The organism is Bulleidia extructa W1219, assembly GCF_000177375.1.
GTDB lineage: Bacteria > Bacillota_I > Bacilli_A > Erysipelotrichales > Erysipelotrichaceae > Bulleidia > Bulleidia extructa.
Map to the genome: position 1 here is coordinate 25,940 of NZ_ADFR01000003.1, position 25,327 is coordinate 51,266.

At 36.7% G+C, this 25,327-nt stretch carries 20 protein-coding genes and 5 tRNA genes; 21 read left to right on the forward strand and 4 right to left on the reverse strand.

Annotation, left to right across the window (positions count from 1 at the left end):
- Positions 1-14: 14 nt before the first annotated feature.
- From HMPREF9013_RS02610 to HMPREF9013_RS02625, 4 genes are all read left to right on the forward strand, one after another.
- Positions 15-1,631 (forward strand): putative manganese-dependent inorganic diphosphatase, encoded by a 1,617-nt coding sequence (locus HMPREF9013_RS02610; RefSeq protein WP_006626823.1) that lies wholly within the window; start codon positions 15-17, stop codon positions 1,629-1,631.
- 140 nt (positions 1,632-1,771) lie between these two features.
- On the forward strand, positions 1,772-2,389 hold the full coding sequence (locus tag HMPREF9013_RS02615; protein ID WP_006626824.1) for a hypothetical protein: 618 nt from the start codon (positions 1,772-1,774) through the stop codon (positions 2,387-2,389).
- Positions 2,390-2,393: 4 nt separating this feature from the next.
- The gene (locus HMPREF9013_RS02620; protein ID WP_006626825.1) at positions 2,394-3,020 is read left to right on the forward strand and encodes a hypothetical protein; all 627 of its coding nucleotides are present in this window, start codon (positions 2,394-2,396) and stop codon (positions 3,018-3,020) included.
- A gap of 378 nt (positions 3,021-3,398) precedes the next feature.
- On the forward strand, positions 3,399-5,597 hold the full coding sequence (locus HMPREF9013_RS02625; protein ID WP_006626826.1) for an InlB B-repeat-containing protein: 2,199 nt from the start codon (positions 3,399-3,401) through the stop codon (positions 5,595-5,597).
- A 180-nt stretch (positions 5,598-5,777) separates the two neighbouring features.
- Here the strand turns inward: HMPREF9013_RS02625 and HMPREF9013_RS02630 are convergent, their stop codons facing one another.
- Positions 5,778-6,692: a nucleotidyltransferase family protein gene (locus HMPREF9013_RS02630; RefSeq protein ID WP_006626827.1), complete on the reverse strand. Its 915-nt coding sequence runs from the start codon at positions 6,690-6,692 to the stop codon at positions 5,778-5,780.
- Between the two features lie 71 nt (positions 6,693-6,763).
- Here HMPREF9013_RS02630 and HMPREF9013_RS02635 point away from each other — a divergent pair, with 71 nt between their 5' ends.
- A complete protein-coding gene (locus HMPREF9013_RS02635) occupies positions 6,764-7,321 on the forward strand; it encodes a Maf family protein (RefSeq protein ID WP_006626828.1) in 558 nt (185 codons plus the stop codon).
- Positions 7,322-7,362: 41 nt separating this feature from the next.
- Positions 7,363-7,433 (forward strand) — tRNA-Thr (locus HMPREF9013_RS02640).
- 59 nt (positions 7,434-7,492) lie between these two features.
- Here the strand turns inward: HMPREF9013_RS02640 and HMPREF9013_RS02645 are convergent.
- The gene (locus tag HMPREF9013_RS02645) at positions 7,493-8,254 is read right to left on the reverse strand and encodes an Abi family protein (RefSeq protein ID WP_006626829.1); all 762 of its coding nucleotides are present in this window, start codon (positions 8,252-8,254) and stop codon (positions 7,493-7,495) included.
- Between the two features lie 119 nt (positions 8,255-8,373).
- Between HMPREF9013_RS02645 and HMPREF9013_RS02650 the strand changes: the two genes are divergently transcribed.
- From HMPREF9013_RS02650 to HMPREF9013_RS02710, 13 genes are all read left to right on the forward strand, one after another.
- Complete coding sequence (locus tag HMPREF9013_RS02650; RefSeq protein WP_006626830.1) at positions 8,374-10,884, forward strand: ribonucleoside-diphosphate reductase subunit alpha; 2,511 nt, start codon at positions 8,374-8,376, stop codon at positions 10,882-10,884.
- Positions 10,885-10,895: 11 nt separating this feature from the next.
- Positions 10,896-11,942: a ribonucleotide-diphosphate reductase subunit beta gene (locus HMPREF9013_RS02655; protein ID WP_006626831.1), complete on the forward strand. Its 1,047-nt coding sequence runs from the start codon at positions 10,896-10,898 to the stop codon at positions 11,940-11,942.
- A 57-nt stretch (positions 11,943-11,999) separates the two neighbouring features.
- On the forward strand, positions 12,000-13,097 hold the full coding sequence (cdaA, locus tag HMPREF9013_RS02660) for a diadenylate cyclase CdaA (protein ID WP_006626832.1): 1,098 nt from the start codon (positions 12,000-12,002) through the stop codon (positions 13,095-13,097).
- A complete protein-coding gene (locus HMPREF9013_RS02665) occupies positions 13,084-14,439 on the forward strand; it encodes a CdaR family protein (protein ID WP_006626833.1) in 1,356 nt (451 codons plus the stop codon). Before cdaA ends, HMPREF9013_RS02665 begins: the two co-directional genes overlap by 14 nt.
- A 17-nt stretch (positions 14,440-14,456) precedes the next feature.
- On the forward strand, positions 14,457-15,782 hold the full coding sequence (glmM, locus tag HMPREF9013_RS02670; RefSeq protein WP_006626834.1) for a phosphoglucosamine mutase: 1,326 nt from the start codon (positions 14,457-14,459) through the stop codon (positions 15,780-15,782).
- Between the two features lie 28 nt (positions 15,783-15,810).
- Positions 15,811-16,467 (forward strand): response regulator transcription factor, encoded by a 657-nt coding sequence (locus HMPREF9013_RS02675; RefSeq protein WP_006626835.1) that lies wholly within the window; start codon positions 15,811-15,813, stop codon positions 16,465-16,467.
- Entirely contained in the window at positions 16,464-17,714 is a 1,251-nt protein-coding gene (locus HMPREF9013_RS02680; protein ID WP_040333359.1) for an ATP-binding protein, read from the forward strand. The genes HMPREF9013_RS02675 and HMPREF9013_RS02680 overlap by 4 nt, the downstream gene beginning before the upstream one ends.
- Positions 17,715-17,721: 7 nt before the next feature.
- Positions 17,722-18,486: an alpha/beta fold hydrolase gene (locus HMPREF9013_RS02685; RefSeq protein WP_006626837.1), complete on the forward strand. Its 765-nt coding sequence runs from the start codon at positions 17,722-17,724 to the stop codon at positions 18,484-18,486.
- Positions 18,483-20,054, forward strand: a complete 1,572-nt coding sequence (locus HMPREF9013_RS02690) for a UDP-N-acetylmuramoyl-tripeptide--D-alanyl-D-alanine ligase (RefSeq protein WP_006626838.1) — start codon at positions 18,483-18,485, stop codon at positions 20,052-20,054. The genes HMPREF9013_RS02685 and HMPREF9013_RS02690 overlap by 4 nt, the downstream gene beginning before the upstream one ends.
- A 160-nt stretch (positions 20,055-20,214) precedes the next feature.
- Positions 20,215-20,305, forward strand: a tRNA-Ser gene (locus tag HMPREF9013_RS02695).
- A 6-nt stretch (positions 20,306-20,311) separates the two neighbouring features.
- Positions 20,312-20,388: transfer RNA gene (locus HMPREF9013_RS02700), tRNA-Asp, on the forward strand.
- A gap of 2 nt (positions 20,389-20,390) precedes the next feature.
- Positions 20,391-20,461 (forward strand) — tRNA-Gly (locus HMPREF9013_RS02705).
- A 408-nt stretch (positions 20,462-20,869) separates the two neighbouring features.
- Entirely contained in the window at positions 20,870-21,661 is a 792-nt protein-coding gene (locus HMPREF9013_RS02710) for a HEAT repeat domain-containing protein (protein ID WP_006626840.1), read from the forward strand.
- 102 nt (positions 21,662-21,763) lie between these two features.
- On the opposite strand, the gene HMPREF9013_RS02715 is transcribed toward HMPREF9013_RS02710, so the two are convergent.
- Positions 21,764-22,273, reverse strand: a complete 510-nt coding sequence (locus tag HMPREF9013_RS02715; RefSeq protein ID WP_006626841.1) for a phosphatase PAP2 family protein — start codon at positions 22,271-22,273, stop codon at positions 21,764-21,766.
- 17 nt (positions 22,274-22,290) lie between these two features.
- Positions 22,291-23,277, reverse strand: coding sequence for a GMP reductase (gene guaC / locus HMPREF9013_RS02720; protein ID WP_006626842.1), 987 nt, complete (start codon positions 23,275-23,277; stop codon positions 22,291-22,293).
- A 211-nt stretch (positions 23,278-23,488) separates the two neighbouring features.
- Between guaC and HMPREF9013_RS02725 the strand changes: the two genes are divergently transcribed.
- Positions 23,489-23,562: transfer RNA gene (locus HMPREF9013_RS02725), tRNA-Arg, on the forward strand.
- A gap of 79 nt (positions 23,563-23,641) precedes the next feature.
- Positions 23,642-25,300: an arginine--tRNA ligase gene (gene argS, locus HMPREF9013_RS02730; RefSeq protein ID WP_006626843.1), complete on the forward strand. Its 1,659-nt coding sequence runs from the start codon at positions 23,642-23,644 to the stop codon at positions 25,298-25,300.
- Positions 25,301-25,327: the final 27 nt, after the last annotated feature.

Genomic DNA, 25,327 nt, shown 5'->3' on the forward strand with positions numbered 1-25,327 from the left:
TCCATAATGAAATTATGAAAGATAAGGAAATTTATGTGGTTGGACATAAGAATCCGGATTGTGATTCGATTGTAGCGGCGATTGCCTATGCCCATTTAAAACAGAAGTTGGGTGTTCATGCTGTTGCCAGAGCTCAAGGATGTCCCCCTGCTGAAACACAGTTTTTATTGAAGAAATACCATTTCGAAGCACCACCTTTATTATTGAAAGGAAGTTGCACATTAGCAGAAATTGATAAAGATGAGGCTTTGTGTATCTCAGGAGATACCGTTATTCACGATGCACTGGAGTATGTTTTAGCTAGAAAGAATAAGGGTTTATTCATCGTGGATGAAAAGGGGCAGTTAAAAGGGGTCGTATCTATGTCTGATTTAAGCCGCGTTTGGTTAAAACCGGCGAATGAATTGGAACAATTGGTTTCAACGATCCGTTTAGAGCATGTCCTACATGTGTTGAAAGGGCACTATTTTCATCAAACTTCTGATTTTAAAACGAATGGAAAAGTCTTTGTACAGCCGTCATTAAGTGACAACGCTAAGGAATTGAAAGAGGCTATTGTGATTGTTCGAAATACTCCCGAATCACAGCGATTTGCGATTGAATCGGGTGCCTCCTTATTGGTGGTTTGTGGAGAAGATTGGTTAGATGATGTGACATTAGAATTAGCTAAGAAGCACAACACGTCCATTCTTCATTGTCATAAAACAGTTTTAGAAGTGAGTCGTTTGATTTATCAAGTTCCATCGGTTTCGACCATTGCTCAAAAGGAAGTCATGTGCTTTAAAGAAAGCGAAGGAGTAGAGGAAGTCAGCAAAAAGATGGCGAAGACACGTTTCCGTACTTATCCAGTCTTGGATCAGAAAGGAAAAGTGGTGGCAGCGATTTCTCGTTACCATTTATTCAATTATCATAAGAAAGAATTGATTTTAGTGGATCATAATGAAAAAACTCAAGCGGTAGATGATATTCATTTAGCACGTGTGATTGAGATTGTGGATCATCATCGTATTGCCGGGTTTATCTCACCTGAACCAATTCGCATTACTTGTCGAATTATTGGCAGTACAGCGACAATCATTTATTATTTCTACAAAGATGAGCATGTGAAGATTAGTAGGAACATGGCAGGTCTACTGTTGGGTGGAGTGATCAATGATACGATGTGCTTGAAATCACCTACAACAACGAAAGAAGATGAGGTGGCAGTTCAAGAGTTAGAGAAACTGGCTGGGATAACCGCTTTAGAGTTGTATCAAGAAATGATGAATGCGACCTCGGATTTGACTTCTAAGGAAAATGTAGCGATTATGTACGATGATTTTAAAGAATTTCGTTTTGGAGATTTTAAAGTGGGCATTGGGCAACAACCATGTCGAACAATCGAAGAATTTGAATCTGTCAAAGATCGCTTTGAACCATATGTCAAAAATATCATGAGTCAACAAAAATTTGATTTGATTTTATTCTTATTCACGGATCCTTTGGGACTCGGGTCTTATATCATGGCTGTTGGTCCAAAAAAAGAGGAGACATTGAAAGCCTTTTTAGGAAGTCAAGAAAGTTGCTTTGCGGCGGGAATTATTTCCCGTAAGAAACAAGTGGTTCCAATGGTTTCTAAAGTGTTAGAATAGAAAGAAAAGCACAAGTATAAACTGACTTGTGTTTTTTTATACAATTTTTCTCCCCTTTTTGTTAGGGTGTGAATAGAATAGCGATGATAAGATAAACTTGAAGAAAAGGCAAGTCGTCATCATTAAAAGGAAGTGAAATTATGAAGTATTGCGAGGTAGGATTTAGACCGTTTGATCATCGCTTTTGCCTCATTCCGATGCGAACGGTTTATTTAGAGGGGCTGAAACATTATCCAAATATTGAGCAAGCGGATCGGTTGCTTTGTTATGGGTATATTGACCATGCCTCCGGGTTTACCTTTGAAGTGATTTGTGCTACTAAAAAAGTGAAAGATGGCTACAAATTCTTTGATAGTGATGAAGAAAACCGCTATTTCTTAAGAGCACAACGTATTCAAAAAGAAGAAATTGAAATCATAGAAAATAATCAATTGGCACAACGTTATCAACATAAGTTATCCGTGTTATGCCAATATGATGTTACTGAGGATATTGCTTGGACCAGAACGAAAAAAGTATTAGATAATTACCGGGATTTATTTTTTGTGGATGATATTTTTGTGTATTTTGCTCAAGCGGGTTTACAAGTAGAATGTGCTTGGATTCGTATTGAAGGAGTCAAAGGAGATACTTTTGTCGGCACTTTATTGTCGGAACCGGATCAAGCTATCGGGATTCATCAATCTAATCGAGTGACTTTTATTCCACAAAAGTTGGAAGATAACAGTCTCATTTTCTTATACACGGGAAGAGGGTAATCGTATGAAATATCAACAAGTGGGGTTTCGACCTTTTAAAAATAAACTTTGTGTTTTACCGGTGACAGACTCCATCCGTCCACAATTAGCGGATTATGATCAATATCAGGATATTCAATCGGTTATGGTTTATGGGTATGTGGATCATGAGGATGGATTTTGTTTTGAGGTGATATCTTTATCTAAAGATAATGAGTCTTTCTATGAAGAAAATGAAGTGCCGAGTGTTTGTTATGAAAGTGATGAGATTTTAGAAGTGGATATTGAAATATTGGATAATTTCGATTTAGAAAATCATTATTTTGAAAAGATTCTCCAGATTCAAAATAACCAAGATTGTGCTTCTTTAAAGTGGACCAGAGAATTGAAATATTTAGATGAGTATCGAGATTTCCACCATATTGATGATGTGCGTATTTATTTTTCCTTGGAGAATAGGGCAACAGAAGAGCTGTGGGCTCGTTTGGAAGCAATGATAGGTAATGATTTTAAAGTTTGTCTTTTAGAAGAGCCATCCTCATCCGAGCACCATCGAGGGCAAGAAATCATTCTACACCTTTTGACCAAGAAAGATGGAAAGAAAGTGTTATCAAATGTACAAGTGGAAAGAGGGAATGATTTTAAAGTATAATTGGTGACAGAAAAAATGCTAAAAATCGTTAGTTATTTTGGTATTTAAAAGGAGGAAGATATGGAATTATCTTCTTTTTTATTTAGAGTAGTTCCATTAGACTTCGTAAAATATTGACTTGGTAAGTGATAGGCAAGTTTACAACGGCATAGTTTATTTTGTACAATATGAAAAAGTCTTGAAGCAAGAAAAGGAAATTGACAAGGATGAAGAGAGGAGGACTAAAATTGGTGAATAGATTCTAACCTTTTTGCGTTTTGCTAGAATTGATATCATTAGCAAAGAGAGATTTTATTGGGGTATAGACGACATTGTTATTTGTACTGTTATATAAAAACCCATAATTGAAAATAAAGCGATAAGAAGGAGGAAATGAAGATGAGAGGAATTCGGAAAAGATTCAATGTATTGTTATCAATGTTTATGGTGATGACCATTATTTTGTCTATTGCACCAACATCGGTATATGCTCAAGAACCGGTCACCACACAAAGAGCTCCTAAGGTAAGAAGCTATCGGGTTAGACATATTAGACAAAGTGTGGATGGAACCTATCGTGATGAATCTTTGGCGTATTATGAAACACTAACCGGTAGGGTAGGAAACCGAACTAAGGCTATGGCGAATCGATCTTATGAAGGTTTTCAAGCACTGATTCCAGAACAGGTTACTATTGCACCGAGTGGGGATATTACGGTATCTGTTTATTATGCCAGAAGAAAATTTACAACCTACTTTAAAACGGGTGATTCATCTCAAGACTTCTATGAAACTTTCTTATATGGAACAAAACAATCCACTCCTGCTCAACCTCGTATTCCTGGCAAAACGTTTCGTTATTGGGAATATAGAGATGCTAAAGGAAATTGGAAGGTATGGAACCCCGGCATACAACAAGCAGGCGATTTGACAGTATATGCTCGCTATAATGTTCCTATGAAATCAACGTATGTGATTAATTATTGGTACCAAAAATCATCTGATCAATTATCATATAGTGATGCAGAAAAAAACTATTCTTTGTATGCCACCGAAACCAAAACACAGGATATTAATACCGACGTTGTTTATAATGGTACGCTATATGAAAGTACATATAGAAAATATAATAGACGTAAAACAGAAGCGGAAAACGCCAGAAAGACAGTTCGTCTAGATGGAACGACGGTTGTCAACGTATATTATGATCGACCGGTGATGACCATTACATTGGTTTATTATAATTTATCTACCAAGAAAGAGGATCATAGAGAAAAGTATCAAGCGATTTATGGCCATTCAACAACCGGTATTTTTTCACTTAATCCCAAATATAAATGGACATCAAAAACGGATCCAGGAAGACAGACGGATACGCCTAGTACGTTTGGTAAGCAAGAATACTATATGACAGATGATTATCATACGGAATATCATGCAAGAGAATTAGAATCAACCAATAAAGATATCAAGGTTTATGCAGTCGTACATTATCAAAATACGGATGGCACATGGACAAAAGACATTCGCACAAAAAAGCAAGGATTAGTGACGGACGAAAGTAATTTTTATTACTATTTCCCAGAAAGTTCGAGCTATTTTCATCCTCTTTACTATTGGACAAATAGTGAAAATGAGTTTACCACAGATGTAAGTTCTTCCAACCCTAATTTAGTGCAATATCAATCGGGTCAACGTATTTATGTTTTAAGAAATAAAAAACCGGTCAATGACTATGATGGGGATGGTGTCAGCTATATTCATTTTTATCTAAGTCGAAAATCATTTCAATTAAAGTTTGTGAATGCGGATAATCGACCGGTTTCATTATTTTATGGAGCTCCACTATCTTATGCAAAGAATAGTCTTGATCATCCTATAAAGCCCGCATCGGTGCCACGTCATTATGTGTTTGGCGGTTGGTATACAACCTCTACCTTCCAAAAAGGAAGCGAACTGAATTTAAAGTCTACTATGGGAACACAAAATCGGTTTGTATATGCCAAATGGGAAGAGCCTCGCATCAAAGTTACTATTAAAAGTAATGGAGCTACTTCAAAGCTACCTTCTTCAGTGACAATTCCAATGAATTCAAGTATTCATAAGGAAATTCCTACTATTCCATCAAGGGATGGTTATTGGTTTGATGGATGGTATAAAGATGCAGAATTTACTAAGCCGTTTGATGTGAATGAAAAGATTGATAAAGATATGACGATTTATGCCAAGTGGAAAGGTCGTGCTCGTGCTAAATGGATCATAAGATATGTGGATAAAAACGGAAAAGTACTTTCTGAATCGGATATAGGGACAAGTAATTTATACTCTGTATTAACTGTGTATGCCAAGAAGATTGCCAATTATACAGCGGATTATACTTCTAAAAACCTAACATTATCCTCGTCTGATCAAATAAATCGGTTGGAATTTGTCTACAGTAAGAACATGCCCAAGGATAAAAATATAAAAAAGACCAAGAGAATTCAAACACCAAATACAGCGGATGGTTCAAAAGTTGAATCGTATATGGTTTTTCTTGGTATGTCATTGTTAAGCTTCTTGTGGATATGGTTCCATAGAAGGGACAAGGCCTCATAGAAGTGAAAATAGAATAGAAACTTGAATGAAAATGATTTTGGTCATGGTTCGTCTCATGATTGTGAAGATCTATGATAGAAGGTGGTGAGTCTAACATAAAAAAGTCTCTTTTCTTGGTGGTATCAGCTTTATACCATTTTAAGAGAGGAGACTTTTATCATAGAATAAAGAATGGTTTGCTTAATGGGTTTCTTCCCAGAGAACATCGGGATAGGAGCCCTTTTTCTTTAATTCTGCAATCTTTTTAACAACAGTTGGTTTATCTTCCGGATAAGTGACACCAAACCAGGTATCATGAGTATCTAAAATATCCACTTGGATTTGTTTGTTTTGAAGCAACTGGCCAATCGCCGTCGGGATGACGTATTCCGCTTTTGTCGGATTGTCTATTCTGGCTTTAGCTACGAATTTTTCCCAAAGAGGGGTCAGCTTTTCGTAAATGGAAGGGTGGAATCCCCAGAAATTCATAGATACAAGGCAATCATGGTCTAATGGTACATCTTGAAGTTCTTTTTTAGCGTAGATTTGTTTGTCTTTCAAGTAGATTTCTTTGATCTCAGTGATTTGTTGTAGGTGATTTTTTTCATCAACTTCACAAATGCCTCTTGTAACTGAACCATTTTCGGTAATGGTTTCATGGAGGTGATAACCAATCATGGCGTAACGATTTTCATTTACTTTGGTACTCAAAAATTGATAGATTTTTTGATAAGCATCTTTACCATAATAATCATCGGCATTGATAATAGCGAAAGAACCTTTCACAATATCTTTACACGATAATAAGGCTTGTACCGTTCCCCATGGTTTACTACGATCAATGGGATCTCCAGGAATGTCATAGATATCTTGGAAGGCAAATTGAACCTTCATTTTTTGGGAAACACGATCGGTCAAAGCTTTTTTGAAAAGAGCTTCATGTTGACGCTGGATAATTAAGACCACCTGTTCAAATCCTGCTTCTTTGGCATCATAAATTGAAAATTCAATGATGGGTTCGCCATGAGAGCCAACGCCATCTATTTGTTTCATACCACCATAGCGACTACCCAGTCCTGCAGCTAATATGACAAGTGTTGGTTTTTGATGATTCATAGTTGTCTCCTGTTGTATACTTATAGTATCCCTATTATAGCATTTATAAAAATAGAAAGAAGAACGCTTCTATGAAAGAAATTATATTGGCTTCAAAAAGTCCCAGAAGAAAAGAATTGATGGAAACTCTCGGATTACCTTTTTCTGTTATGGCTTCTCATACGAGAGAAGATTGGAATCCTTTGTTAACAGCGAAAGAAAATAGTTTGAACATTGCCAAAGAAAAAGCACAAGCTATTTTTTTAGAAAAACCTGAAGCAGTGATTATTGCCAGTGATACCATTGTACTTAAAAATGATTTTGTTTTCGGTAAACCAAAAGGTGTCAAAGAGGCAAGAAAAATGATAGAAGAGTTGAGTGATTCCATTCATCAGGTTTATACATCTATTGTGGTTCGAGAAGGAAATAGGATTTTAAGTGATATTTCAGTCAGTGATGTGTATTTTCTACCAATCCCAAAGGAAGATTTGGAAGTTTATCTTCGAGGTAGTGAGTGGAAAGATAAAGCAGGAGCGTATGCCATTCAAGGTTGGGCGGCTCGGTACATTGATAAGATTGATGGAGATTACTATGCCATTATGGGATTTCCTGTTTCTAAGGTAAATTCTTTGTTGAAACAAGTCCTCTAGTCTTTACAATTGAGGTGTCTTTGTTTAAGATATAAAGGCGCGCCGCTTTAGTATAGTGGTAATACGCATCCATGGTAAGGATGAACGGGCAGTTCAATTCTGCCAAGCGGCATAAAAGTTTAAAAACCCCCAGTAAAATGGGGATTTTTTAATTTGATGGCACTTTTTAAGTCATTTTTTCAATAAATAATCTATTAATTTTGAAAATTCATCTTGTTCTTCTTCTGAACGGAGAATTCCTTTAAATTCTTGTTGATAACGAATTAAATTTTCCAGACTATCATTATGACAGATACAATTTCGAATCTGGATAATCATATCCAGTTTCTTATAAAATGGTTGATCATCAGATTCTTGGATAAAATGTTGGCGTTTGAGAAATTCTTGACGACACCGATTTTTTAGGTGAGAGTCTAGAGAATAGAGAAGGGATAAACATTCATGTAAAGTTAACTGACCTAAAAGAAAATAAGGGCTTCGGTAATTTTGAATTTCTTCTTTCATTTTATCAATGATTTTATACATATGAAATTTAATGGAATCGGTATATGGTGTATGTTGGGCGTTGAAATGTAGGGTGTCGGCTAATTCTTGAAACTGGGAAGAACTATTCAAATGATAAGCATTTAAAATTTCATAAGAAAGAATAGACTTTAAATAACATTCCAAAGACATGATGTTTTGATATAAACGGGGATATTGATTTCTTTCTTCTAGATAAGCATCTAAGTATTCTTTAAAATCCGTTTGACGATAAACACCATTTGTTTTAAAACGATGTTTAAAAGGGGTAATCAGATTGACATAAGAATATTCGTATAGGTATTGTTGAGCTTGTTTTTCGGGGATTTGAATATAAACTACTTTTTTGGTTTCTTGTAAATAGGCAGTCATTTTGGTTAAAGTCAAGGGATCTTTATAGTGTGTCTTCATAGAAAACCTTTCTTGTTTATATCATACGTTTTTTGTATCAAAAAGCAAAATGGTTCACTGGGCATTTGATTGGGAATGAGGTTTATTTTTTGGTATCCTCTGTAAAGAAAGAGGACCTTATGAACGATAGATATATTACTAAACGCAATGGGCAACAAGTGCCTTTTGATAGTACAAAGATACAAATGGCTATTCGTAAGTCTTTTGCGTCTTTACAAGCAGATATTTCAGAAGAAGACTTAGCTTCTATTTTGGATTTATTGGAACAAAAGATTATAAACCGAGAAAAGTTGGATGTGGAATTCATTCAAGATAAAGTTGAACAATCTTTAATGGAAAAAGGCTATTTTGAAGTCGCAAAAAAATATATTTTATACCGACAAGTCCGTACAATCCAACGCCAAGAAAGAAATGAGTTATTGGAGTTGATGGCGATAGAGGGATTGGAGGAACATCTTTTATCCTTACAAAAAACGTATCCTAATTTATCTTTGAAACGGTTAAAAGAGCGTTATGAAAACACCATCACCGGTCAAGAGGATCGCCTTTCATTGTTGGTTCGTTCAGCTGCAGAGTTAACATCTAAAGAAGAGCCGACTTGGGAAAAGGTGGCTGGTCGGCTGTTGGCTTTTCAGTTGTCTTTAAAGCTAAAACAAGCAGAAGATAGCTTAGGTATCCATTCTTTTTATGAGAAATTACAGTACTTGACTCAAGAAGGGTTATATGGAGACTATATTTTGAAAGGATACCATCAGGAAGAAATTGAAGAAGCTTATCACTTCATTGATTTTAGTCATGATTATCGCTTTACTTATGCCGGATTGGATTTATTAGCCAACCGCTATTTGATTCATTCTCGTCAACACGTGATTTTAGAATCGCCGCAAGAAATGTACCTAGGAATTGCGTTGCATTTGGCTTTGAAAGAAAAGAAGTATCGTATGGAATGGGTGAAGAAATTTTACGATATGTTAGCTCGGCATGAAGTGACGATGGCCACACCGACTCTTAGTAATGCCCGTAAACCATATCATCAATTAAGCAGTTGCTTTATCGACACTGTTCCGGATAGTCTGGATGGTATTTATCAATCCATTGCGAATTTTGCGGATGTTTCCAAGTTTGGTGGAGGAATGGGAATGTATCTTGGAAAAGTTAGATCCAGAGGTGGTATGATTCGTGGTTTTGAAGGGGCCTCAGGAGGTGTCATTCGTTGGATTCGGGTTATTAACGATACGGCTGTAGCGGTGGATCAATTAGGGGTTCGCCAAGGAGCTGTGGCTGTTTATCTGGATGTTTGGCACAAAGACTTACCTGAATTTCTTCAACTTCGTACTAATAATGGAGATGATCGGATGAAGGCACATGATGTTTTCCCGGCGATCTGTTATCCGGATTTATTCTGGAAAAAAGTAAAAGAAGATATCAATCAGGATTGGTATTTTATGGATCCACATGACATTTTTGTGGTTAAAGGTTATCATCTGGAAGATTCTTATGGTGAAGAGTGGGAAAGAAAATATGAAGAGTGCATACAAGATCATCGTATCTCTAAACGAGTGATGTCCATCAAAGAAGTGGTTCGGTTGATCTTAAAATCAATCGTGGAAACCGGAACACCATTTGCGTTCTATCGGGATGCGGTGAATCGTGCCAATCCGAATAAGCATGCCGGTATAATCTACTGCTCCAATTTGTGTACCGAGATTGCTCAAAATATGAGTGAAGCTTGTATTGAAAGTCGAACTATTGAAACAAGGGATGGCGAAACGGTGATTGTACAAACTCAAAAACCGGGTGACTTTGTGGTTTGCAATCTAGCGTCTTTGTGTTTAGGAAATATCAATGTAAATGATATAGCTGACCTTGAAAGAGTGACCAGTACAGCGGTACGGGCTTTAGATAATGTGATTGATTTGAATTTCTATCCTCTAGTTAACGCAAAAATCACTAATCAAAATTACAGAGCGATTGGCTTGGGAGTTTCGGGTTATCATCACATGTTAGCGAAAAACCGGATTCAATGGGAAAGTGAAGAACACTTACAATTTGTTGACCGTGTTTTTGAAGACATTGCTTATATGACAATTCGAGCTTCTCACGAATTGGCGAAAGAAAGAGGGAGCTATTCTTTATTTAAAGGCAGTGATTGGGAAAATGGGGACTATTTCCGTTTGAGAAAATATGAAAGTGAACGTTGGTTAAAGCTACAAAAGGATATTCAAAAAGGGGGTATGCGTAATGCTTATGTGATGGCCATTGCCCCGACAAGTTCAACTTCCATTTTGATTGGAACAACTGCCGGTTTAGATCCTGTCTTAAATCGTTTCTTTATGGAAGAAAAGAAGGGGACGATGTTACCAAGAACAGCTCCAGAGTTAAGTCTGGAAACTTATTGGTATTACAAAAGTGCTCATACGATCGATCAAAACTATTCCATTAGAGCTAATGGAATTCGCCAACGGCATATCGATCAGTCCCAAAGTTTTAATCTTTGGATCACCAACGAGTATAAGATGTCACAATTACTTAAATTATTAACGCTTGCTTATGATTGTGGAGTTAAGACCATTTACTATACTCGTAGTAAAGCCTTAGATCCGGAAGATTGTGAAAGCTGTTCAGCTTAAGGAGAAAAAATATGTCAAAAGGAATTCAAAGAAAACCGCTATTTAACCCGGAAGGAGATATCGATGTTTGTCATCGTCGTCTTTTAAATTTCGATACCACCAATATTAATGATTTTAATAATATGAAATACACTTGGGTTTCTAATTGGTATCGTCAAGCTATGAATAATTTTTGGATACCGGAGGAAATCAATTTAAACCAAGATAAATCAGATTATCTCAATTTATCCTTAGCAGAACGGTCGGCGTATGATAAAATCCTCAGCTTTTTGGTATATTTAGATTCTCTTCAATCTGCCAATTTGCCCAATATTGCCAGTTATGTGACAGCGAATGAAGTCAACTTGTGTTTATCTATTCAAACCTTTCAAGAGTGCATTCATTCACAATCCTATAGTTATATGCTGGACAGCATTTGTTCACCAGAACAAAGAAATGAGATTTTATACCAATGGAAATACGACGAACATTTATTGAAACGGAATACCTTTATCGGTCATTTATACAATGAATTTTTAGAATATCAAGATAAACAATCATTTTTAAAAGTCTGTATTGCGAATTTTATTTTGGAGGGAATTTATTTCTATTCCGGATTTATGTTCTTTTATAACTTGGCTCGACATGGAAAAATGCCGGGTTCGGTACAAGAGATTCGATACATCAATCGAGATGAAAACACCCATTTATGGTTATTTCGAAATATTCTTTTGGAATTGCAAAAGGAAGAGCCGGAATTGTTTACCGATAGCAATATTCAAATGATAAAGGATATGATTCATGAAGGAGTGCAACAAGAGATCGCATGGGGGCAGTACGTAATTGGTAATAATATCCCCGGCTTAAACTCACAAATGGTGGAAGATTATATTAAGTATCTAGGAAATACTCGTTTTGCGACTTTGGGTCTGGGTAATTTATACGAAGGCTATGAAGAGGAACCGGAAACGATGCGCTGGGTCAAACAATACTCTGATGCGAATATGGTAAAAACAGATTTCTTTGAAGCACGTGTGACCGCTTATGCGAAAAGTTCTGCCATTGAAGATGATTTATAAGAAGAGGCGAAAGCTTCTTTTTTTGTTATAATAAAAAAGCTGAAAGGGGGTACTCCTTTGTCTATCTTAAGTTTAGCGGCGTCGTTTCAGGGTGTATGGCGAATTATCGGCTCCGTATTAGATATTTTAATCATTTGGTTTGTGATTTATTTTTCCTTGAAAGTCATCCGAACCAATACTAGAACTACCCAAATTTTTAAGGGTATTTTCTTTGTGATTCTTGTTGATATTTTGGCTAAAATTATCGGTTTAAACACCATTCAATTTATTGCAGATATGTTTATCAACTGGGGATTTTTAGCTATCATTATTATTTTTCAGCCGGAAATTCGTTCTTTGTTAGAAAAGTTAGGAAAGAGCACTTTTTTTTCCACTTTTTCAACAATGTCGAATGATGATAAAAGTGAGGTGGTTGAAGCCATTGTGACGGCGACGACACTTTTAAGCAAAGATCAAACCGGAGCTTTGATTACTCTTGGACAATCCGCAAATCTTGAAAATTACATCAATACAGGGACTAAATTGGAAGCGAAAGTTTCAGCGGAATTATTGACATCTATTTTTGTGACCAGTACACCTTTGCATGATGGAGCAGTGATCATTCAAGGAGATCGGGTGGTTTGTGCCAGTGCTTATTTTCCACCGACCAATCGGATGGTTTCTTCTCGGTATGGATCTAGACATAGGGCGGCGATTGGAATTAGCGAAGTGACCGATGCTATTACTATTGTGATTTCAGAGGAAACAGGATCAATTTCAGTAACACGAGGAGGTAATATTGAAACCGTTAATCCGGCTGAATTAAGAAGACTATTGAAAAATATTATTTTTAATCAGAATTCTAGTGAATCAAGTACAGTCAAAATGAATTCGTTTTCAACTAAGGATTCATTAAATCATGGTGAACTGGTCGATGCGGTTGAAATTCATGATGGCCAACAAGAAATTTATGAACATCATGAACAAGAAAATTTAGATCAAGTAGCTAAATCAGCGGGTATGAAGTTACCACATAAGAAAGTAAGATCCAAGGCCAGTTATCCAGAAAGGCAAAAACCAACTTTGAGTCAAGAAGAAGTGGAACGACTGAGAGAACGTGCGATTCAAGAATTAGATAAGAATAATAAAGGAGGCAAAGAAGATGAACAAAGATAAAAAACCAAATCTCTCTTCCTTTTTGACTTCTCATTTAAAGGAAAAGAAGAAATCCTTGTCCAACCATTCTAATACCTATGGTAAAAAAATAGGAAAGATTTTATCGGCTATTTCTTCTGGCTTTGATAGGTTCTTATTTAATACAAGGCATACCCGATTGGTTTCTTTTTCCATGGCTTTATTGTTATTTAGCTTGGTGAATTTGAATGATATTTCTAAGCTATACGCTTCTACGCTAAAAACTTCCAGAACGGTTAGTGGGGTGAAAGTGGTAGCAAATTATAATCGGGATAATTTTGAATTATCGGGATTACCGACCACGGCTAAGGTGATTCTATCAGGAGATGCAACGAGTTTAAGCGGTGCCAATGTGGCGAATGGTAATGTAGTAGCAAATTTAAGCAATTTGGGAGAAGGACAACATACGATTCGTTTAAAAACAGAAGGCTATGGAGATAATTTAGATGCGGCGGTAGATCCGACAACAGTGGTGGTGACTTTGAAGAAAAAGACAACCAAGGCTTTCGATATTTCCTATGATTTTATCAATACGTCTAAAATGGATCCTAAATTAAGCTTGGGATCTCCTGAGTTATCTAAAAATAAGGTGAATGTTCGAGCTTCTAAAGACACATTAGATTCCATTGCGTTTGTGAAAGCTTTTATTGATGTTTCAGGGAAGAGTAAAACGTTTACTCAAGAAGCTCGGTTAGTGGCGTATAACAGTAAAGGACAACCGGTAGAAGCCGATATCATTCCACAAACAGTATCGGTGAAAGTGCCGATTACGGATAACCATAAGACGGTTCCGATTCGGCTGAAAGTCAATGGAAATATCCCTAATAATAAAGCTATTGAAAGTGTTCAAATGGCACAAGAGACGGTCACTATTTATGGTAGTGAATCTGTTTTAGAAACGATTGAGCAGATTGAAGTGACTGTGAATGCGGAAAATTTAACAGAAGATGCGACAATTCTTCGTCCTTTAGATTTGCCAGCAGGGGTCAGTTCAGCTTCTTTGGAACAAGTTTCAATGAATATTAAGTTAGGAGATATGGTGAGTCGAAAAATTGAAAATATTCCGATTAATTACCGCAATAACACTAATGGCTATAAAGTCAGTCAAGCCAATCAGAAGAAGACCACTTCCGTGATTATCAAGGGAACAGCCAATCATGTGAATCAAGTGAAGGCAGAAGATATTTATGTGTATATTGATCTGGCTAATGCTAAACCGGGTTTACAAGATTTTGAATTAAAAGTAGATCCGCCAAAGAATAAATTAGTGAATTATCAATTGACGGAGTCTAGATACAATCTAAATGTGATTGGTGAGAAATAAGTAGAATGGAGTGGAAAATGGGAAAATATTTTGGAACGGATGGTATCCGAGGGAAGGCTAATATTGATTTAACAGTCGATCGTGCTTTTCAAGTGGGGCGCTATTTGGGCTATTATTTTAGTCAAGAAAAGAAAAATAAGATTGTCATAGGAAAGGATACACGTCTTTCAAGTGATATGTTGGAAAGCGCTTTGGCTGCCGGTATTACGGCGCAAGGTTGTGATGTTTATTTATTGGGATATGGTCCAACACCGGCTACTTGTTATATTGCACATAATGAAGACTTTGCTTGTGGAGCGATGATTAGTGCTTCGCATAATCCTTTTTATGACAATGGCATCAAAGTGTTTTCAACAGAAGGAATTAAAATTTCTGCTGATTTGGAAGAACAAATAGAGGACTTTATTGATGGAAAAGTAGAATTGGACTACGCTACAGAAGATCGAATCGGTAAAGTTTATCCTTACAGTGAGGGATTGGAACATTACAAAAAGTGGGTTTCCAATCGTTTCCCATTAAATTTACAAGGGTTGCATATCGCTATTGATACGGCAAATGGAGCCGCTTCCTACACTGCTAAAGAAGTCTTGGAAAACTTAGGGGCTAAGGTCACAGCGATTCACATGAATCCAAATGGTGTGAATATTAATACTCATTGCGGTTCGACACATCCTGAAGATATGCAGGAAATGATGAAAAATGGACACTATGATATTGGGCTCACTTTTGATGGAGATGCGGATCGTCAGATCATCGTTGATTCAAATGGACATTTAGTGAATGGGGATTTTGTTCTTTACTTATTTGGTAAATTTTTAAGAGATCAGAAAAAGTTAGTGAATCATACGGTTGTGACAACGGTTATGGCTAATTTAGGATTATTCAAAGCATTCGAACGAGAAGGTATCAAGGCCGTTAAGACTCAAGTGGGTGATAAATATGTGTATGAAGAGATGTGTCAGCATAACTATCAAGTTGGTGGAGAACAATCCGGTCATATTATTTTTAAAGAATATGCGACAACAGGGGATGGTTTGTTAACAGCTTTGGCCGTTTTATATGTCATGCAAGAAACCAAGAAATCTTTGTTGGAATTGGAAGAAGGATTGGTTATTTATCCACAGGTATTAAAAAATGTGCGAGTCGAAAATAAAGAAACGGTGTTAGAAGGAGAAACTTTACGAAAAGCGATTCAGGAAAGTGAAGCGCGTTTAGCTGGAAATGGCCGTGTCTTAGTTCGTCCTTCCGGCACAGAACCGTTATTAAGAATCATGGTAGAGGCCACTACGTTGGAAATTTGTGAGAAAGAAGTGGAAACGATTATTTCCGCTTTGGATGCCTAAGGGCATCCTTTTTGTTTATAATAGAAGTATGAAGAAAATTATTGCAGTTGTAGAAGATGAAAAAGATTTAAATGAGTTGGTTTCTCGTTATTTAGAGAAAGAAGGCTTTCAAGTTGTTTCGTTTTTGGATTATGATCAAGCTTATCAATATCTGGAAAATCATACCGTCCATTTATGGGTGTTGGATATTATGTTAAAGGATAAATCAGGGTTCGATTTAATGGATGAAATTCGCCATCGAAATAGTAAAACTCCGGTGATCTTTATGTCGGCTCGTGATCAAGAATTTGATCGTATTTTGGGACTGGAAAAGGGAAGTGATGATTATATTACAAAGCCTTTTTCACCAAAGGAATTAGTCTTACGAGTCTTAAATGTGATGAAACGATCCTATCCGGATAGCAAATGTATTGAAGTGGATGGTTATCGAATTGATGAAGAAAAACGAATTGTGATGCGTGGGGATAAACAGATTGAATTGACCACTAAAGAATTTGAACTGATGATTTTGTTTGTCGAGCATAGAGGAATTGCGTTTTCCCGTGAACAAATATTGACACAAGTTTGGGATGATCATTACTTTGGATCAGATCGTGTTGTGGATGATACATTACGGAGATTGCGAAAGAAATGTCCTGATTTAAACATTCATACTATTTATGGATATGGGTATCGTTTAGGATGAAACGGTTTCGTTTGTGGGCTCGATCGTTTTCTCTAACGCAACAATTCATTTCTCTTTTATTTATATTGAGCTTAGTTTTAGTGATAGGCTTAGCTACATTGGTTTGGCCAAACATTCATTTTAGTGCTTCTCAAGATTTACAGAAGACTTTTGCGACGATAGAGACGGCTATTCAAGAGGCAAAAGCGGATCAACAGAGTACTTTGTATTTACCATGGGGAAGTTATGTCTACGAAAAAGAAGGAACTACTTGGCGCGCTTATTCAAAAAATGAGCCGAATTTATACCGTCCAGATCAGTATCATCAAAAGTTAGTAAAAATTGATGGTCAGGAGTATCGAATTTATATTGATAAAGAAGCTGTTCCGGATGTGGAAAAAAGAGTGGGAGAATCCCTCAATATCATCAATATGTTGGTATTGGGACTTTTCATGATGGCTATGTTGATATGGTTATCTTCGTTGATTTATCGCTTACATCGAATTCGAGTTCATATTCGACACGTGAAATTAAACGAACCCTCACCCTTGAAAATCACACATCATGATGAAATTGGAGCTGTTTCAGAAGCTTTGGTTGAAATGGAAGAAACGTTGTCAAAACAATCGCGAGAGAAGGAAGAAATGATTCAGAATATTTCTCATGATTTAAAGACACCGATTGCCACGATCAAATCCTATGCGGAAGCAATTCAAGATGGTGTTTATCCATATGGCACTTTGGAAGAGTCTGTTGCGGTGGTTCAAGATCATGCCGATCGTTTGGAAAAGAAAGTGAAAAGTTTGTTATTGCTGAATCGTTACGGATATTTAGCGGAACAAGAGACAAATGCCCTTACAAATTTAGCCCCTTTGATAGACAGTGTTGTGATTTCTTTAAAGGCAATTCGCTGTGATATTGAATTTAAAGTGGATAGTGAAGATGTTCATTTTAAGGGTGAAGAAGAACCTTGGCGGAATGTGATTTCTAATTTGTTGGATAATGCGTTACGGTATGCGAAGAGTGAAATTCGTATTGATTTAAAAAACAATGAATTACGCATTGAAAACGATGGTCCTACGATTCCCAAAGAAGATTTAAGTAAGCTGTTTGATCCTTATGTCAAAGGAAAGGACGGTCAATTTGGATTGGGCTTGGCTATTGTAGATCGGGTAAGTCAAGGATACGGTTATCGGGTAAGAGCGTATAATACTTCTGATGGTGTTGGCTTTGAAATAAAAGGAAAAGAAATTAGAACTAAGGTATAATAGGCGTATGAAAAAAAGAATGGAAGTACAAAATTTACAGACTTGTTATGTGGATGAAGGCCAAGGAGAAGCAATGGTCTTACTGCATGGTTGGGGTCAAAATCTTGAAATGATGGACGAAATCCGTAAAGAGTTTTGTCAAAACTATCGAGTCATTTCTTTTGATTTTCCAGGTTTTGGAGAAAGTGAAGCTCCGAAAAAAGCATGGTCTGTTCAAGATTATGAAAATTGGGTTTTAGAATTATTGAATCAATTAGATGTTCCAAAGGCCATTTTCATAGCCCATTCTTTTGGTGGGCGTGTGGCGATTCGTTTGGCCAGTGATTATCCGGAAAAGGTTGAAAAATTAGTATTGACGGGAGCGGCAGGCATTCGTCCAAAAGTAAGTTGGGTTTCAAAGGTGCGTATGTATGCCTATAAATTGGGAAAATGGTATTTAACGAAATCTCATCAGTTGGCGAAATTGGAACGATATCAAAACTCTCGTGGTTCAGCAGACTATCGAGCTGCGAAGGGAGTATTGCGTCCTACCTTAGTGAAAGTGGTGAATGAAGATTTATCTTCTTTATTAAACCAAGTAACTTGTGAGACTTTATTGGTTTGGGGAGAATTAGATGCAGCAGCTCCTTTATGGATGGGTCAGCAAATGGAAAAAGAAATGAAAGAAGCTACACTAGTGGTGTTTGAAAAGCAGGATCATTTTGCGTATTGGAATGAAGCAAACCGATTTAACCAAGTATTATGGGCATTTTTAGGAGGAAAAACAGTATGATTTGGATAGGATTAGAAGCTGTTTTATTCTTTTTTGGTTTTTATTTGGAATTTCAGTATGTGTTGCATATGTTTCAACAGAATCGCTATGAAATTCATCGTTTCTATCATTGGATGTCGGATCAAAGAAAAGAGATTCAAGAGGAATTATGGTTTCCTTTTGGGGTAGCTATTATAGGTGTTTTTTGGGCTTTTATACCGAATCTTTCTATCAAATGGATTGGGCTTATGGCCTTGAGTTTTTTGGTGATGGTTATGAATCATTTTCAAAATCAGTTTCATATCACTATCAAACCGTTGGTATTTACCGCCAGAGTTAAAAGGCAATTATTTATTTCCGCATGGTTGGTAGGGGTAACTATTTTTAGTTTGATTTATTTTCAATTGGATTATTTATGGTTGCTTTGTTTGGTGTTTACTCCTTGGCTTTTTATGTATGTAGTGGGATGGATGACTTGGCCATTTGAGAAAATGCTTCAACAATATTACATTCATTTAGGGAAAAAACGTCTGTATGCACAAAGGGATTTAATCAAAATTGGGATTACCGGCAGCTATGGTAAGACTAGTACAAAGAATATTATTCAATCCATTGTAAGAGAAGAATATCATTCGTTGATGACACCGGCTTCGTATAATACGCCAATGGGAATTACGATGACGATTCGGAATTATCTAAAACCAATTCACCAAGTTTTTGTTTGTGAGATGGGAGCGGATCATGTTGGGGAAATTACACGGTTAATGAAGTATGTACAGCCACAAATTGGAGTTGTAACATCCGTTGGTCCGCAACATTTATTGACTTTTGGTTCTTTAGAAAATATCATTCATGAAAAAATGCAAATGATTGAACGCCTTCCGAAGGATGGCTTGGGTGTTATCAACTTGGATAATGATTATATTCGCCAATATCGAGTTAAGAATTCGGTTCCTTTGATTAGTTTTGGCATTCAGTCTGAAGATGTGGACTATCGGGCTGTGAAAATTAGTTATACGACAACAGGGTCATATTTTACAGTAGTACATGCAAAAGAAGAAGTGGCGTTTCATACCAAATTATTGGGAGAATTGAACATTATGAATATTCTCAGTGGAATTGTGGTGGCTCGTCATTTAGGAATTTCTTGGAAATCTTTGCAAAGAGCGGTAGCGAATATGGAACAGGTGGAACATCGTTTGGAATTGAAGAAAATAAATGGACATCGCTTTATTGATGATGCGTTTAATGCGAATCCGATTGGGGCTAAGATGGCTTTAGAAGTGCTATCTATGATGCCGGGAAAGCGTTACATTATTACACCGGGGATGATTGATTTGGGCAAAAAACAAGATGAATATAATCGTGAATTTGGTAAACGAATGAAGCATTTTGTGGATGAGGTCATTTTGGTTGGTCCAAAACAAACGAAAGCGATTCAAGAAGGTTTGGCGGAAATGAACTTTGATGCGGATCATATTCATGTTTATCAAACGGTGCAAGAAGCTTTAGCGTATGTTTATGAACATGCAGATGAACACGATACCATCTTGTTGGAAAATGACTTGCCGGAAGCATTCAGTCGTTAATTTTTTGAATATATCATCTAGCTGAAAGGCAAAAAAGTATCTGCCTTTAGTAGGGAACATTCCCCTTGTAAAAAAGTTTTAAAAATAGGTTGCAATAGTTAAGCTGCCATGGTAATATTACAAAGCACTGAATAAAACAGTTATGCACTTGGCAGCTCATGAGGAAATACTCAAGAGGCCGAAGAGGTGCCCCTGCTAAGGGCATAGGTCGAGAAATCGGCGCGAGGGTTCAAATCCCTCTTTCCTCGCCATTAAATGGTTCTGTGGAGTAGTGGCTTATCTCGTCTCCCTGTCACGGAGAAGATCGCGAGTTCGAATCTCGTCAGAACCGCCATTGCGAGTGTAGTTCAATGGTAGAACACCACCTTGCCAAGGTGGATACGGCGGTTCGATCCCGCTCACTCGCTTAAAGTAAAATGCCTCAGTAAAATGAGGTTTTTTTAATGTTTTAATCAACTTTTGAAGCCATTGATTTTGAGGTATAGTTATATTGGAAATTTCTTTAAGATAGAGGGGTATTCTATCAGCTAGGATTGTCTTTGCAAAGATGAAGGTTGCATTTGAAAATCATAAAAGGCAAAGAAAGATGACACACGTTATAAAAAATTTCTATTTTCAGTCAGACTTTCATCTGTTTTTACAAAATGTAGGGAGATGAGTTACGTTAAGAAAATAAAAGAGTATTCTGTCATGAAAATGGATACGTATTTGGTTCCAAAGTCTCATGGTTCGTGTCACTTAATCGGTTTTTTTGATAAGAGTAGCTATGAGGAAAGATTGACCATGAAATTTGATGATTTAGGGAGGCTAAGGTAATGGAAAAATCGAAATTAACGTTTTCAGAAGAGTTTAAAGCAGAGCGGGATGGGTGCACAACTCTTACTAAAGAGAATCTACAAAAATCATATCTTAATTTGAAAAAAGAAGGTTTCCCTGCTGGTAAAAGAATTCGATTTATAGCAGAATTGGGAGACTCTAAAGAAATCGAATATCATTATGAGCTAATTCAGGAAGATTGGGAAAAGGGTTGGAATTTGCATTTAGAAAACAGTTTTGATAAACATGGAAGAGAAGGAATGGAATTTTTATTGAAGCGGTTATCTGAATTGAAAGAGGAACCATCCAGAATAACAACGGCCTTTCTGATGGCGGAAATTCTTTCTAAAGTCAAGCATAGAGATTTTTATACTGTTTTTTGCGACCGACTCATTCCGATTCTGGTTGAATTGATGGATACAAGTAATCCTATCCTTCGACAAAAGGTTCTGATTGCTTTCGGCTGGGTAGGTACTTTTCAAGAAATAGATCTTTTAGCGAAGCGAATGTTAGAGGATGAGGACGCTTTTTGTCGGGCATGGGCTGCCACGAGCCTGATGCAAATGACCTTTCATCGAGTGAAAGCAGAAATCATTTGTGAAAACACAAAGGCAACCTTTGTTCAAGCTCTTGAAAAAGAAACAGATTTATATGTTTGTGGAATGATATTGGAAGCCTCTCAGACATTATTTGGTAAAAAATGGATACCTTTTTCAGCTGTGGAAAATAGAGAATTTGAAAAGATCAGAAAAGCCCAGAAATCTGCTATCCGTTTTTTAAGCAAGCAGTAAAGTAAACATAAAGATTGACTGTTTTGAAAACAGCCAGGTGTCTATCAAAAGATAATGGGCAAATCATCATGACAGGGTATTAAAAAAGGATTCTAAAGAATCCTAAAAATAATAAACCATGATATAAGCAATGAATAGTCCAATTCCAATCCCTATCAGCACATCACTTAACCAATGAGCAAATAACACCAATCGACTAAGGGCAATCCCACAGGCAATAGCTAGAAAGATTGGCCAATAAGGAAACCCGGTAAAGATCATCAATCCTGCCATAGAGAAAGAAGAACTGCTATGAGCAGATGGAAAAGATGAATCTTTCGGTTCTTTTCGAAGCAGTAAACGACTTCTTTCATTATAGAAAGGCCTGGTTCGCTTGAAAACAGGTTTTAACATGACATTGACCACTAAAGCCTGAATGGCAATGGTGACGAACATTAATTTAGATAAGTGACGGTAATTTGGTATAAACCAAAGCACGATCATTGTTAAAAACCAAATCAGTCCTCCATCACCTAGAAAAGACATACCTTGATTGAGATGAATCCAAAAGGAATTGGGAAATAAGTCTTGTAAGAATCGCAATATTTTCAGTTCAAATCGTTTCAGTTTCATGATTATTTAATTATAAACTAAAAACGATCGCCATTAAAAATAGAATTTTTAACGATGACATAATCTACATGACGAATGGCATTTAAATCTCTTCCTCCAGCGTAGGAGATGGAGGATTGAAGGTCTTGTTCCATTTCTTGTAGAGTATCAAAAATAGAACCTTTGCAAGGAACTAACAGTTTCTTTCCTTCTATATTTTTGTGGATTCCTTTTTGGTATTCTGAAGCAGACCCAAAGTATTCCTTCATTTTTTGATGATTTTGAATAATAATTTCACCAGGAGATTCTTCATGACCGGCAAATAAAGAGCCAATCATTACCATAGAAGCTCCAAAGCGAATGGATTTTGTGATGTCACCATGAGTACGAATTCCGCCATCTGCAATGATAGGTTTACGAGCCGCTTTGGAACACCAACGAAGGGCTGCTAATTGCCATCCACCTGTTCCAAAACCCGTTTTTAATTTTGTGATACAAACTTTTCCCGGACCGATACCCACTTTTGTGGCATCAGCCCCGGCGTTTTCTAATTCACGAACACCTTCTGGAGTTCCAACATTACCGGCGATCACAAAGCTGTTTGGCAGATGATGTTTGATATGATGAATCATTTCAATGACAAAGTTGGAATGCCCATGGGCAATATCAATGGTAATATAGTCCGGATGTAGGTTTTGTTGGTTTAATTCTTTAATAAAATCAAATTCACTTGGTTTAACTCCGACGCTAATGGAAGAAATCAGATTTTGAGATTTCATGCGTTGGACAAAGGCCAAACGTTTTTCCGGTTGGAAGCGGTGCATGACGTAGAAATAACCTTTCTTCGCCAATTTTTCTGATAAGGATTCATCTATAACGGTCTGCATATTGGCTGGAACTACCGGCAATTGAAACCGGTGCTGACCAAAAAGAATACTAGGATTACACTCTGAACGTGATTTAACAATACATTTGTTTGGGATTAATTGAATGTCTTCATAATCAAAAACAGAAAAATGATCCATAAAAAAAGCCCTCTTTTCATAGGGAAATAAGAAATATCCTTATTTAATATAACATAAATTGATGAAAAAATGGAAAGGGTTTAGAAAGAAAGAGAATCTTTTCTATAAAAATGAAAAGTTTACATTTTTTAGATTTTCTTTTAATGAAACAGGAAGAAACCTCTAGTTATTTTTTAAAAAGTTTGTATAATATTAGTTGTAAAGAAGTTATGCGCCGATAGCTCAACTGGATAGAGCATTTGACTACGAATCAAAAGGTTGCGGGTTCGACTCCTGCTCGGCGCGCTGGTTAAGGAAGAGAAATCTTCCTTTTTTCTTTCTTTTACAGTAGAATAAGGGGGAATGAATGAAGGAGTGTTTTAGGATGAGTCAAATACAAGAAACGATTATTAAAGCGCTTGAAAAGAGTGTCAACCATATTTTCCAGATTCAACCGGAAGCTGGTTTGTTAATGGTGGAGGAACCTCGTGACCGATCAAAAGGGGACTATTCGACCAATGTGGCTATGCGACTTGCGAAGGTATTGCATAAGGCTCCGATTGTGATTGCGGAGGAATTAGTGAATGATTTAAAAAATACTTTACCGGAAGCTTCATCGATTGAATTTGTAAAGCCTGGTTTTATTAATTTTAGAATCAAGAGAGAAGTGTTGTTTGAAATCATTAATTCGGTATTGAAGGCTGGTGATAAGTATGGTGAAAACACTTCGGGTGCCGGTAAAAATATTTTAGTGGAGTGGGTGTCTGCGAATCCGACAGGCGATTTGCATTGCGGTCATGCTCGTAATGCGGCTTGGGGTGACTGTATTTCAAATTTGTTGGAAAAATCCGGTTATAATTGTTTAAGAGAATTTTATATCAATGATGCTGGCCATCAAATCGATATGTTGGGAGAAAGTTTAGTTGCTCGTTATTTTGAATGGCTAGGCAAAGATTATCCTTTACCGGAAGACGGATATCATGCAGAAGATGTTAAAAATATCGCTAAAGAGATTTTAGAGGAAGAAGGCGATAAGTGGTTAGAAACTGATCCGAAAGAACGCTTGGAACACTTTAAGTTGGTGGGTAAAAAGAAAGAATTAAAGAAAATTGAAAGGGATCTTGCCCTTTATCGTGTGCATTTCCAATCTTGGATGCCGGAGTCATTTTTCTATGAAAATAACATGGAGAGAATCAATGCGGTTTTAGACAAGATGGATAAGATGAATCTTACGTATGAAAAAGATGGTGCCTTATGGTTTAAAGCAACGGAATATGGAGATGATAAGGATCGTGTTTTGAGAAAAAGTGATGGTTCTTTGTCGTATTTAACACCGGATATTGCGAATCATGTTTATAAGGTAGAACGTGGCTATGAACATTTAGTCAACCTTTGGGGGGCGGATCACCACTCTTATGTGACTCGTATGAAATTGGCACTTAAAGCCCTTGGTTATCCGGAAGGCACATTGGATGTGGATATTATTCAGATGGTTCGCATGGTCGAAGATGGGCAAGAAGTGAAAATGTCTAAGCGCACAGGGAATGCCATTACATTGCGTGAACTTTGTGAAGATGTAGGCGTCGATGCAGCTCGTTGGTTCTTTGTGGCTAAGGATGTGGCTTCCCACATGGATTTCGACTTTAACCTGGCTCGTAAAAAAGATAATAATAACCCGGTTTATTATTGCCAATATGCGTATACTCGTATGAGTTCTATTTTGAGAAAAGAAGATTTGCCTGCTTTTAAACCAACGGATGACTTTTCTCGTTTAACGAATGAAAAAGAACTTTATTTAATGAAGTTGATGTCTGAATTTCCTAAATTAGTAGCAGATGCAGCTCGTTTGCGTAAACCAAATAAAGTGACAGAATATATTTTAGATCTGGCAAAGACTTATCATAGTTATTATGGAATGGCTAAGGTGAATAATTTGGATGATCCTGAACTAACTAACCAACGTATTGGTTTATTAAAGGCTCTTCAAATTACTTTAAAGAATGCTTTTGCACTAGTTGGTGTTGAAGCTTTAGAACAAATGTAAGTTAAAAAAAGCGGTGATTTTCATCGC